Source organism: Thermomonas aquatica, from assembly GCF_006337105.1.
In the GTDB taxonomy this organism is placed as follows: domain Bacteria; phylum Pseudomonadota; class Gammaproteobacteria; order Xanthomonadales; family Xanthomonadaceae; genus Thermomonas; species Thermomonas aquatica.
This window is the reverse complement of record NZ_CP040871.1, coordinates 1533842-1545025: the sequence shown is the minus strand read 5'-3', so window position 1 is coordinate 1545025 and position 11184 is coordinate 1533842. Positions and strand designations below refer to the sequence as shown.

At 70.5% G+C, this 11184-nt stretch carries 10 protein-coding genes; 9 read left to right on the top strand and 1 reads right to left on the bottom strand.

Features of this window, described 5'->3' with window-relative positions; translation table 11 throughout:
* The first annotated feature begins 5 nt into the window (after positions 1-5).
* On the top strand, positions 6-962 hold the full coding sequence (locus FHQ07_RS07465) for an alpha/beta fold hydrolase (protein ID WP_139716214.1): 957 nt from the start codon (positions 6-8) through the stop codon (positions 960-962).
* A 70-nt stretch (positions 963-1032) separates the two neighbouring features.
* Positions 1033-1761 carry a hypothetical protein gene (locus FHQ07_RS07460; protein ID WP_139716213.1) on the top strand — a complete coding sequence of 243 codons (729 nt, stop codon included), beginning with the start codon at positions 1033-1035 and terminating at the stop codon, positions 1759-1761.
* 22 nt (positions 1762-1783) lie between these two features.
* Here FHQ07_RS07460 and FHQ07_RS07455 read toward each other — a convergent pair whose 3' ends face one another.
* Positions 1784-2719, bottom strand: a complete 936-nt coding sequence (locus FHQ07_RS07455) for a carbohydrate kinase family protein (RefSeq protein WP_139716212.1) — start codon at positions 2717-2719, stop codon at positions 1784-1786.
* Positions 2720-2930: 211 nt separating this feature from the next.
* Here FHQ07_RS07455 and FHQ07_RS07450 point away from each other — a divergent pair, with 211 nt between their 5' ends.
* The 7 genes from FHQ07_RS07450 to FHQ07_RS07420 all read left to right on the top strand — a co-directional run bounded on the left by FHQ07_RS07450 (position 2931) and on the right by FHQ07_RS07420 (position 11109).
* The gene (locus FHQ07_RS07450) at positions 2931-3974 is read left to right on the top strand and encodes a rod shape-determining protein (protein ID WP_139716211.1); all 1044 of its coding nucleotides are present in this window, start codon (positions 2931-2933) and stop codon (positions 3972-3974) included.
* Between the two features lie 169 nt (positions 3975-4143).
* A complete protein-coding gene (mreC, locus tag FHQ07_RS07445) occupies positions 4144-5094 on the top strand; it encodes a rod shape-determining protein MreC (protein WP_139716210.1) in 951 nt (316 codons plus the stop codon).
* Positions 5091-5570: a rod shape-determining protein MreD gene (mreD, locus tag FHQ07_RS07440; RefSeq protein WP_139716209.1), complete on the top strand. Its 480-nt coding sequence runs from the start codon at positions 5091-5093 to the stop codon at positions 5568-5570. Before mreC ends, mreD begins: the two co-directional genes overlap by 4 nt.
* 3 nt (positions 5571-5573) lie before the next feature.
* The gene (gene mrdA, locus FHQ07_RS07435; protein WP_139716208.1) at positions 5574-7529 is read left to right on the top strand and encodes a penicillin-binding protein 2; all 1956 of its coding nucleotides are present in this window, start codon (positions 5574-5576) and stop codon (positions 7527-7529) included.
* Entirely contained in the window at positions 7526-8635 is a 1110-nt protein-coding gene (rodA, locus tag FHQ07_RS07430) for a rod shape-determining protein RodA (protein ID WP_139716207.1), read from the top strand. Before mrdA ends, rodA begins: the two co-directional genes overlap by 4 nt.
* Before the next feature lie 72 nt (positions 8636-8707).
* The gene (gene mltB, locus FHQ07_RS07425) at positions 8708-9814 is read left to right on the top strand and encodes a lytic murein transglycosylase B (RefSeq protein ID WP_139716206.1); all 1107 of its coding nucleotides are present in this window, start codon (positions 8708-8710) and stop codon (positions 9812-9814) included.
* Positions 9811-11109: a septal ring lytic transglycosylase RlpA family protein gene (locus tag FHQ07_RS07420; RefSeq protein WP_139716205.1), complete on the top strand. Its 1299-nt coding sequence runs from the start codon at positions 9811-9813 to the stop codon at positions 11107-11109. Before mltB ends, FHQ07_RS07420 begins: the two co-directional genes overlap by 4 nt.
* Positions 11110-11184 lie beyond the last annotated feature (75 nt).

Sequence of the window (11184 nt, the reverse complement as noted above, 5' to 3'; positions counted from 1 at the left end):
TCGAGATGCCATCGCGCAAGAAGCTGGCGGCGGTCACCCTGGTGACCGCCGTGCTCGGGGTCGGCGTGGGCGTCGCCTACGATCCCTACCTGCTGGTGCGCGCGCAGTTCGAACGGCAACGGCTCAACGCCGGGCTCGACCATGGCGACGTCGTCGTGGCCGGGCATCGCTGGGTGTATGCGGTGGCGGACGACGCCCCGCGCGGCGCGGCCACGATCGTGATGCTGCATGGCTTCACCGGCAGCAAGGAGAACTGGTATCCGCTGGCCGACCGCTTGCGCGGCCGCTATCGGATGCTGGTTCCCGACCTGCCGGGCTGGGGCGAGAGCGAGCGCAAGGCGGATGCGGATTACGGCTTCGTCGCGCAGAGCGAACGGGTCGCCGATTTCATCCGCGCGATGTCGCCGGGCAAGCCGGTGGTCTTGCTTGGCCATTCGATGGGCGGCGGCATCGCCGCGCTGGTCGCGGCGCGGCATCCCGGGCTGGTGGCCAAGGTCGGCTTGCTCAATGCCGCCGGCGTGCGCTTCAACGAGAACCAGTTCGGCCTGGACGTGCTGGCCGGCAAGAATCCGTTCGGGGTCGACGATGCGGCGTCGCTGCAGCGTTACATCGACATCGTGTTCCATCGCGAGGCGGCCAAGCCGTGGATCCCGTGGCCGGCGTCGCGCGGGCTGATCGCCAGGCGCAAGGACGATGCGGCGTTCGAACAGGCCGTGCTGGAACGGATCGGGCGCGGGCCGGAACAGTTCCTGCCCGGACAGGATGCCGCCAACATCAGGCAGCCCGCCTTGTTGCTGTGGGGCAGGCAGGATGCGGTGATCGACCCCAGCGCACTGGCGCTGTACGCGGCGCAGATGCCGCAGGCGCGCGCGGTGCTGGTCGACGATGCCGGCCACATGGCATTGATGGAGCAGCCGCGCGAAGTCGCCGATGCGGTGGTGGCGTTGATCGAACGCCAATGAGCCGGTGCAGAATGGGCGTGCGGGCGCCGCGCGCGCCTGATTCCCGCCGACTCCAGACCGGAACCGCCCGATGAAGACCGCACCGCTCGCCATCGCCATCGTCGCTTCGCTGTTGCTGTCCGCCTGCAAGGGCGATGACGCGCAGGCCGCCGCGCAGGCCGCCGCCGCGCAGGCCGCGGCGCAGGAGCAGGAAGCCGAGAAGATGGCGAAGCAGTTCGACGAGGCGGTGGCCGCGCAGAACTGGCACCTGGCCAAGGGCTACGGCGAGATCCTGCAGATCGACCATCCCAGCAGCGAGGCCGCCGCGCGGATCAGGCCGCAGCTCGAGGACGTCACGGCCAGGGACGAGGCCGCAGGCCGGCAGCGTCGGCTGGCCGCGCTGTGGAGCTATGGCGACGAACCGGTCGGCAAGAACGGCCACCAACTCTCGGCGGCGATCTATTCGCAGGAGCCGGTGGACACCGATGGCAGCGGCGCGCATCCGGTGCGGCTGATCTTCCGCGACCACCCCAGCTGGGGCCGCAGCGCCTACCTCGTGCTCGAGGCCGGCGACTTCGATTGCTACAAGGGCTGCAGGCTGAAGGTCGTCGCCGACGGCAAGACCCTGACCTTGCCCGGCTCGCGGCCGGACACCGATGAGGCCATCGCGATGTTCATCGACGACCACAAGGCGTTGTGGAAACTCGCGAAGACATCCAGGCAGCTGTCGATCGAGTTCCCGACCAAGGCGGTCGGCAAGAAGACCGCCGAATACGAAACCGGCGGGCTGGATCCGGCGAAGCTGCCGAAGTGGAACTGAGCGGCCGCGGCCGGGCCGCCGGTTACGCCACCGCGTAGCCGTACTGGCGCTGGAACTCGGCGTTGAACTGCTCGAAGGTGAAGCGCTGGTTCTGGGTGCCGGGGTGGCTGATCTTCAGCGCGCCCATCAGGTTGGCGATGCGGCCGATGGTCGGCCAGTCCAGTTGGCGCTCGATGCCGTAGATCAGGCCGGCGCGGAAGGCGTCGCCGCAGCCGGTCGGGTCGACCACCGCTTCTTCCTGCGCCGGTGGCACGTTCATGCTGATCCCGTCGTGGAAGATGTCCGCGCCCTTGGGGCCGCGGGTGACGATGTAGGCCGTGACCTTGCGCGCGATCTCGCGCTCGCCCCAGCCGGTGCGTTCCTGCAGCAGGCTGGATTCGTAGTCGTTGACCACCACGTAGTCGGCCTGTTCGATGAAGGCGCGCAGTTCCTCGCCGTTGAACAGCGGCATGGCCTGGCCGGGATCGAAGATGAAGGGGATGCCGAGCTCGGCGAATTCGCGCGCGTTCTGCAGCATGCCCTCGTAGCTGTCCGGCGCGACGATGCCGAAGCTCACGCCGGCGACGTCGCGCACGTGGTTCTCGTGCGAGCTGGACATCGCGCCCGGGTGGAAGGCGGTGATCTGGTTGTTGTCGTGGTCGGTGGTGATGAAGCACTGCGGGGTGAACTGGTCGTCGAACACCCGCACGTGGTCCAGGCGGATGCCGTTGGCCTCCATGTGCGCACGATAGGGGGCGAAGTCCTGGCCGACGGTGGCCATCGGGATCGGGTCGCCGCCCAGCAGCTTGAGGTTGTAGGCGATGTTGCCGGCGCAGCCGCCGAACTCGCGGCGCATGCGCGGGACCAGGAAGGACACGTTCAGGATGTGCACCTTGTCCGGCAGGATGTGGTTCTTGAACTGGTCGGGGAACACCATGATGGTGTCGTAGGCCAGGGAACCGCAGATCAGGGCTGCCATCGGTCGGGTCTCGCGGGTGCACGGGCGCAGGGCCGCACAGGGTAGCGGGAGCGCCGCCCGACGGCCAGCGCCAAGCGCGGTCCGGGGGCGTTCCGGCCCGGATTTTCCTTGCCCGGACAGGGGGGCATTGCTAGGCTAGCGAACCCGGCGCAAGCCGCGGTCTGTCTCGCGTTCCCCCGCGCGCCCATTCACTTTCCGGCAGCCTTCCCGCATGTTCAAGTTCCTCGGGCGCTATTTCTCCAGCGACCTCTCCATCGACCTCGGCACCGCCAACACCCTGATCTACGTCCGCGGCCAGGGCATCGTCCTCAACGAGCCGTCGGTCGTGGCCGTGCGCCAGGATCGCGGCGGCGGCGCGCGCGCGGTGGCGGCGGTGGGCAGCGAGGCCAAGCAGATGCTCGGCCGCACCCCGGGCCACATGCACACGGTGCGGCCGATGAAGGACGGCGTGATCGCCGACTTCACCTACACCGAGGAAATGCTCAAGCATTTCATCCGCAAGGTGCACAAGTCGCGCGTGCTGCGCCCCAGCCCGCGCGTGCTGGTCTGCGTGCCGGCCGGCAGCACCCAGGTCGAACGCCGCGCGATCAAGGAGTCGGCCGAGGAAGCCGGCGCCCGCGAGGTCTACCTGATCGAGGAGCCGATGGCGGCGGCGATCGGCGCCGGCATGCCGGTGACCGAGGCGCGCGGCTCGATGGTGGTCGACATCGGCGGCGGCACCACCGAGGTCGCGGTGATCGCGCTGAACGGCATCGTCTATTCGCAGTCGGTGCGCATCGGCGGCGACCGCTTCGACGAGGCGATCATCGCCTACGTGCGCCGCCACCACGGCATGCTGATCGGCGACGCCACCGCCGAGCGGATCAAGCTCGAGCTCGGCAATGCCTACCAGCAGGCGCACGTGCGCGAGATGGAGATCTCTGGGCGCCATCTCGCCGAGGGCGTGCCGAAGATCATCACCATCAATTCCAACGAAGTGCTGGAATCGCTGCGCGAGCCGCTGGCCGGCATCGTCTCCGCGATCAAGCTGGCGCTGGAGCAGACCCCGCCGGAACTGTGCGCGGACGTGGCCGAACGCGGCATCGTGCTGACCGGCGGCGGCGCCCTGCTGCGCGACCTCGACCGCCTGATCAGCGAGGAAACCGGCCTGCACGTGCAGGTCGCGGACGATCCGCTGACCTGCGTGGCGCGCGGCGGCGGGCGCGCGCTGGAACTGGTGGACATGCACGGCAACGAGTTCTTCGCGCCGGAGTGACTCAGGTTCCGTCCGCTGCTCCGCCATTCATGGCGCGCCGCGGAATCGCGTAGCGGGAAACGTGGTTTTCGCTACGCTACGCAGACGGCGATGCCGCTTGCGCCGGCCGCGTCCCGGGCCAAGCCGCCGTTCCCACCGTTCCCACCGAAGCATTCGCCGACCCCTCCACGTGCCGCCCTACGCCGGACCTTCCGCAGCCCGCCCCGGCGATGTCGCCGGCGTGTTGCGGCTGCTGGTGTACCTGGTGCTGGCGGTGGTGCTGATGGTGCTCGACCATCGCGGCGGCTGGTTGCGCGCGGTGCGTGCGCAGGCGGAGGTCGCGGTGCAGCCGCTGTGGTGGCTGGCGGGCTTGCCCTCGCGCGCCGGCCTGGCCCTGCGCGAGGATGCGGTCACCCGCACCCAGCTGATGCGCGACAACAAGCTGCTGCGCAATGCGTTGCTGGTGTCCGGCGCGCGCAATGCGCGGCTGCAGGCGGCGGCGGCCGAGAACGCGCGCCTGCGCGGCCTGCTGGCCAGCGCCGAGCGCGGCCGGCTGGACGTGCAGCTGGCGGCGATCCTCGACATCGACCTCGATCCCACCCGCCAGCGCCTGGTGCTGGACGCCGGCAGCGGCGACGGCGTGCGCATCGGCCAGGTGGTGATCGATGCCGGCGGCCTGATGGGCCAGGTGATCGCCACCACCCCGACCACCGCCACCGTGCTGCTGATCACCGATCCCGACCATGCGGTGCCGGCGGTGGTGGCGCGCAGCGGCGTGCGCCTGATGGTGTACGGCGGTGGCCGCACCGATGCCCTGCACGCCGCCGACGTGCCGCTGTCGGCCGACGTGCGCAAGGGCGACGTGCTGCTGACCTCGGGCATGGGCGAACGTTTTCCGCCGGGTTTCACCATCGGCACCGTGCAGGCGCTGCGGCCCGACGACAGCCGCGCCTTCCTGGAAGGCGACGTCAGCCCGGCGGCGCAGCTGGATCGCGGCCGCGACGTGCTGCTGCTGCGCGGCTACAAACCGCCGCCTGCGCCTGCAGCACGAGCGCCTGCGCCGGCGGCGGGCATGCCCGCCGTCCCGCCGCCGGCGCAGGCGGCTTCGCCGCAGCCGCCCCCCGCGGGGGCCGCGCGATGAGCCGTGCGCGCAATGGCTGGGTGCTGCCGGTCAGCCTGCTGCTGGCGCTGCTGCTGGGCCTGGTGCCGCTGCCGGCGATCCTGCAGCCGCTGCGCCCGTACTGGCTGGCGCTGGTGCTGGCCTACTGGGTGCTGGAGGAGCCGGAGAAGATCGGCCTGGGGGCGGCGTTCCTGCTCGGCCTGGTCGCCGACCTGGTGTTCGGCGGCCTGCTCGGCGAGCAGGCGATGCGCCTGACCATCCTCGCCTTCATCCTCGACCGCTTCCGCGCGCGCATGCGCTTCTTCCCGCTGTCGCAGCAGGCGCTGGCGATCGGCGGCTTGCTGCTCAACGACCGCGTGGTCGGCGCGGTCATCCACCTGGTGCTGGGCGCGCCGCAATATCCGTGGACGTTCTGGTGGGCGGCGCTGCTCGGCCTGCTGCTGTGGGCGCCGCTGCACCTGGTCCTGGACGCGCTGCGCCTGCGCCGGCGCGGTTGAGCCATGCAGCGTCGCGGCCGCCAGCTGAAGAACCACAATGCGGAAGCGGACCTGTTCCGCCGCCGCGCGCTGGTCGGCTTCCTCTGCGTGCTGTTGGCGCTGGGCGGACTGGCGGCCTGGTATTTCCGCCTGCAGGTGGTCCAGCACGCCGAATACGCCACCCGTTCCGAAGCCAACCGGCTGCGGCTGGTGCCGGTGGTGCCGGCGCGCGGGCTGATCCTGGACCGCAAGGGCCGCATCCTCGCCGACAACATCTCCGCCTGGCGGCTCGATGCGGTGCCGGAACGCGCGGGCGACGGCGCGGCCCTGCTGGCGAAGCTGCAGGCGGTGGTCGCGCTGGACCCCGAGCAGTCCGCGCGGTTCCTGCGCGAATACAAGGCCAGCCGGCCGTTCAAGCCGGTCACGATCAAGCTCAGGCTGGGCGACGACGAGGCCGCGCGCTTCGCGGTCGACCGCTGGCGCTTCCCCGGGGTGGAGCTGGTGCCCTACCTCGGCCGGGTGTATCCGTACGGGCCGTTGTTCGCGCACGTGATCGGCTACGTCGGCCGCATCGACGAGAAGGACCAGGCGGCGCTCGGCCCCGCCGGCAGCGCCTATTCGCATACCGGCAAGACCGGGTTGGAGCGTTACTACGACGAACAGCTGCGCGGCAAGCCCGGCTACCGGCGGCTGGAAACCAATGTCGACGGCCGCACCGTGCGTGCGCTGGACACCGAGCCGGCCACGCCCGGCACCGACCTCAAGCTGTCGATCGACCTCGACCTGCAGCGCGCGATGGTCGCCGCGTTCGGCGAACTGGAAGGCACCGCGGTGGCGCTGGACCCGCGCAGCGGCGAGATCCTGGCGATGGTCAGCCTGCCGAGCTACGACACCAACCTGTTCGTCAACGGCATCAGCCATGCCGACTACAAGGCGCTGCAGGAAAACCCCTCGCGCCCGCAATTCAACCGGCTGGTGCTGGGCGGGGTGGCGCCGGGTTCCACGATCAAGCCGCTGACCGCGCTGGCCGGGCTCGACAGCGGCCTGCGCAGGCCCGAGGACAAGGTCCTGTCCACCGGCGTGTTCCGCCTGCCGGGCATGCGCGGCCGCGGCTGGCTGGATGGCGTGCATGGCTGGACCGACGCGCGCAAGTCGATCTACGAATCGGTCAACACCTACTACTACCGACTGGCGCTGGACATGGGCGTGCAGCGCTACGACGAGTACATGGCGAAGTACGGCTTCGGCCAGAAGACCGGCATCGACCTGGCCGGCGAGATCGAGGGCATCGTGCCGTCGCCGGCATCGAAGCTGAAATACGCCAAGCAGCGCTGGTACCCGGGCGACCTGGTCAACTCCTCGATCGGCCAGGGCCTGTGGAAGGTGACGCCGCTGCAGCTGGCGCGCGGCGTGGCCGCGATCGCCGACGACGGCCGGATGCGCCGTCCGCACCTGGTCGCCGAGCAGCGCGCGGCGTTCGATGCCCCGTGGCGGCCGCTGCCGCAACCGCCCGCGGTGGACATCAGCGATCGTCCCGGCAACGTGCAGGTGGTGCAGGAAGGCATGGCGATGACCACCGCAGGGTCCGGTACGGCGGCGCGGATCTTCCGCGGCTCGGCCTACGGTTCGGCCGGCAAGACCGGCACCGCGCAGGTGGTCAACCGCAGGGCGGCGGCCGTCGACCCGCGCTCGCTGCCGCTGTGGCAGCGCCACCGCGGGCTGTACATCGGCTATGCCCCGGTCGACGATCCCAAGATCGCGATCGCGATCGCGGTGGAGGGCGGTGGCTTCGGCGCGGACTCCGCCGCGCCGATCGCGCGCAAGGTGTTCGATGCCTGGCTGCTGGGCAAGATGCCGGAAACCCCGGTGGCCGAGACCGCCGCCGCCGAAGGCGCCGTCGTCGTGGCCAAGCCGGACTTCGGCAACGTCTCCGGCAGCCCGGACGCGACGCCGGCAGCGCCGACGGTGCCGGCGCGATGAGCACGATCCTGCGCTTCCTCGCCGACCTGCTGCTGCGCCTGCTGCGCAGCCTGGACCCGTTCCTGTTCGTCGCCTTGCTGTGCCTGATGGGCGTCGGGCTGGCCACGTTGTACAGCGCCAGCAACGAATCGGTGCGGATGGCCAGCACCCAGGGCGTGTTCTTCTGCGCCGGCCTGTTCGTGCTGTGGCTGGCCTCGCGGGTGCCGGCGCACGTGCTCAAGCAATTCACCCCGCCGATCTACGCGGCCTCGCTGCTGCCGCTGGTGCTGGTGCTGTTCATCGGCAGCGGCAAGTACGGCAACCACTGGATCAACCTCGGCTTCTTCAATTTCCAGCCGTCGGAGATGGCCAAGCTGACCCTGCCGATGATGCTGGCCTGGCACCTGGACCGGCAGCGCCTGCCGCCGGCGCTGGGCGCGCTGCCGATGGCGGCGCTGATCATCGCCTTGCCGGTCGGCCTGATCCTGCTGCAGCGCGACTTCGGCACCGCGATGCTGGTGCTGGCCAGCGGCGTGTTCGTGCTGTTCCTGGCCGGCTTGTCGTGGTGGTGGTTCGTCGCGGCGGCCGGCGGCGTGGCGGCGATCGCGCCGGTGGCCTGGTTCTGGCTGCTGCGGCCCTACCAGAAGGACCGCATCCTGACCTTCCTCAACCCCGAGTCCGACCCGATGGGCGCGGGCTGGAACATCATCCAGAGCAAGATCGCGATCGGCGGCGGCGGCCTGCTCGGCAAGGGCTGGGGGCAGGGCACGCAGTCGCACCTCGACTACCTGCCGGAGCACACCACCGACTTCGCCTTCGCCGTGCTCAGCGAGGAATTCGGCTGGATCGGGGTGACCGCGGTGCTGGCGCTGTACCTGTGCATCATCGGCCGCTGCCTGTGGATCGCCGCGGATTCGCGCGACGGTTATGCGCGCCTGTTCGTCGGTGCGTGGGGCCTGGCGCTGATGGTCTACGTGCTGGTCAACGGCGGCATGATCTCCGGCCTGCTGCCGGTGGTGGGCGTGCCGATGCCGCTGATCAGCTACGGCGGCACCTCGTCGGTGACGATGCTGCTCGGTTTCGGCGTGGTGATGGCGTTGAAGGCGCGGCGCGCGATCCATCGCTGACGCCAGCCATGGCGTCGCCAAGCTGAATCGCCCGTTCCGGCGCGCTTCCAAGCCCGTGCTACCCTCGCGCCGATGATCCGTCGCGCACTTCTGCCCAGCTTCGCCGCGCTCGCGCTCGCCGCCTGCGCCGTCCCGCCACCCAAGCCGCTGCCGCAGCCCGCGCCGCCGCCAGCGCCAGCGCCGACACCCGAACCGGCACCCCACATCCGCGACTTCAGCATCGCCCGCGCCGAGTTCGTGCGCAGCACCGCGCAGCGCTTCGCCATCCCCGCCGCGCAGATCGAGGCGGTGCTGGCCAAGGCGCAGATCCGCGAGCCGATCATCAACGCGATGTCGAGGCCGGCGGAAGCCAAGCCGTGGCGCGACTACCGGCCGATCTTCATCCAGCCCAAGCGCATCGACGGCGGCCGCGCCTTCCTCGCCGCCAACCGCGAGGCCCTGCAGCGCGCCGAGGACAAGTACGGCGTGCCGAAGGAAATCGTCACTGCCATCCTCGGCGTCGAAACCAGCTACGGCGGCAACAAGGGCAGCTATCCGGTCATCGATGCGCTGTACACGCTGGCCTTCGCCTATCCGCGCAGCGGCGATCCGGCCAAGGCCGAGCGCGAGAACAAGCGCGAGGCCTTCTTCCGCGACGAACTGGCGCAGCTGTTCGCGCTGGGCAAGGAAGAGGGCTTCGACATCGCCACGCTGAAGGGCAGCTACGCCGGCGCGATGGGCTGGGGCCAGTTCATGCCGTCCAGCTACCGCGACTACGCGGTGGACGGCGACGGCGACGGCAAGCGTGACCTGTTCAACGACCTCGACGACGTGTTCGCCTCGGTCGCCAACTACTTCGCGAAGAAGGGCGGCTGGCAGGCGAACGGACCGGTGATGGCGCGCGCGACGCGCGACGCCTCCGCGGCCGACTTCGCCAACCCGGGCAACGCGGTGACGCTCGACCAGAGCATCGCCTCGCTGTCGGCGCTGGGCTATCGCGCGACCTACGCGGACAACGTGCGCATCGACGGCCGCATGCCGGCGACCCTGATCACCCTGGATGGCGCGGCCGGGCCGGAATACTGGATCGTCTACAACAACTTCAAGGCGATCACCACGTACAACATCTCGCGGCTGTATGCGAGCGCGGTCTACCAGCTCGCCGAACGCATCGCCGGGCGCGACCCGGATCCGGCATGACGTCGCGCCCGCTGCTGCTGGCAGCCTTGCCGCTCGCGCTGGCGGCCTGCGCCACCACCGGCACCGCGTCCAAGCCGAAGTCCCCGCCGCCCGGGCAGAAACTGGTGGTGCAGCCGGCGCAGGGCGTGAATCCTGCGCCGCCGCTGCGCAAGCCGAAGGCCTCGCCGTATGCGCCCGCGCAGGAAGACCTGAGCAAGCGCGGCGATTACGTCGCCGGCGGCCTGTTCCGCCCCGGCGAGGCCGACAGCGTGCCGGACGAGATCCCCGACGTGGATTCGATCCCGGAACCGGAAGTGCGCGACGAGCCGCGCGCGCGTACCGGCAACAAGAGCTACAGCGTGCTCGGCAAGCGCTACCAGGTGCTCGACAGCGCGGCCGATTACGTCGAGCAAGGCGGCGCGTCGTACTACGGCAACAAGTTCCACGGCCGCCGGACCTCCAGCGGCGAGGTGTACGACATGTACGCCTTCACCGCCGCGCACAAGACCCTGCCGCTGCCGAGCTATGCGCGGGTGACCAACCTCGACAACGGCAAGTCGGTGGTGGTGAAGATCAACGACCGCGGCCCGTTCCATTCCAGCCGCATCATCGACCTGAGCTACGCCGCCGCGGTGAAGCTGGGCTATCGGGAGAAGGGCACCGCGCGGGTCGAGGTGCGCGCGCTGCATCCGGGCGACGCAGGCGGCAGCTTGGCTAGCGCGCAGGACGCCGCCGATGCCAGCGCAATGGATCGCCTGGTGGATCGGTTGCCGGAGGCGCTGGCCGCCGCCGGTCCCGCCAGGCCGGCGCCGCCGGTCGAGGCGAAGGCAGCCGACACCCGCTACCGCTTCGACATGCACCAGAACGGCAAGGTGATGACCGCCGACGAATTCGATGCCTGGATGCAGTCGCGCCGGGTGCGGGTCGCCACCGGCAGGCCGGGCGCGCCGGATGCCCCGGCGAAGGCCGGGACGCCGGCGGCGCCGGCGATCCCGCAGCAGGACGGGGCCGCACCGCCGCCGCCTTCGCCGGTGACCGCGGCCGCGCTGGTCGCCGCCACCGCCGCGCCGCAGGGCGCGGCGGCCGAACAGGTGACCCTGCAGGTGGCCAGTTTCGCCAACCAGCAGAACGCGCAGCACGCGCTGGCGATGCTGCAGGGGGCCGCGATCGCCCGTGCCCAGCTGTTCGACACCGACGTGAATGGGCGCAAGATCTGGCGCCTGCGGATCGGCCCGGTGGATGCGGTGGCCGCGCCGGAACTTGCGGCGCGCGTGGTCGGTCTGGGCTTCGGCCAGCCGCAACGCGTGCGCGACTGAATATTCCCCCGTTTTGCGCCGCCTGCACCCGGCTTTGCCCCGCGCCTGCGGATTACAATCCCATCCCGGTTTTCA